Raw genomic sequence first — 497 nt, 5'->3', positions numbered from 1 at the left:
ACCTGTTAAAGTGTCATAATCCACACCATTTATGGCTGTACTAGAAACTGCTATCTCATATTTTATATCCATTGGACTCGTCACAATAATATCCTTCGGTAAACTTACCGTCAAAGTAGTACTTTCTCCTTCTTTAACACTTGCTATAAGTGGAGAAATACTCAATACTTTATTTGCAGGATCAGTTCCAGTTGCATCCTTAATGGTAACTGTAGCTACATTGTCACTTCCCCAAGTAAATCCTGAGGCAGTTCCTCCTGTTATAATTACCGTTTCCTCTGGTTCTATCAGATTATCTGTTAACGCAACAACTTCTATTATTGCTGTACCTGAACCTTTCTCAATCGTTACCGAACCTGTTAATTCTTTATAGTCCGTATCACTTGTGGCTGAGCCTGATACTGTATAGTTTACAATCAGTGGATTACCCAGAGTAACTCCTTCTGGTAAACTCACTTTTATACTAATACTTGATCCTTCTGCAACATCTTCTCCAG

At 37.8% G+C, this 497-nt stretch carries 1 protein-coding gene; it reads right to left on the bottom strand.

Going from position 1 to position 497, the window contains the following annotated elements:
* A partial coding sequence (locus tag IUY40_RS19260) for a Calx-beta domain-containing protein (protein ID WP_229335715.1) occupies positions 1-497 on the bottom strand: 497 nt, incomplete at both ends.

The sequence above is a fragment of the Flavobacterium sp. ALJ2 genome (assembly GCF_015594725.1).
Taxonomy (GTDB): Bacteria; Bacteroidota; Bacteroidia; order Flavobacteriales; family Flavobacteriaceae; genus Flavobacterium.
This window is presented reverse-complemented; position numbering and strand designations above follow the sequence as displayed.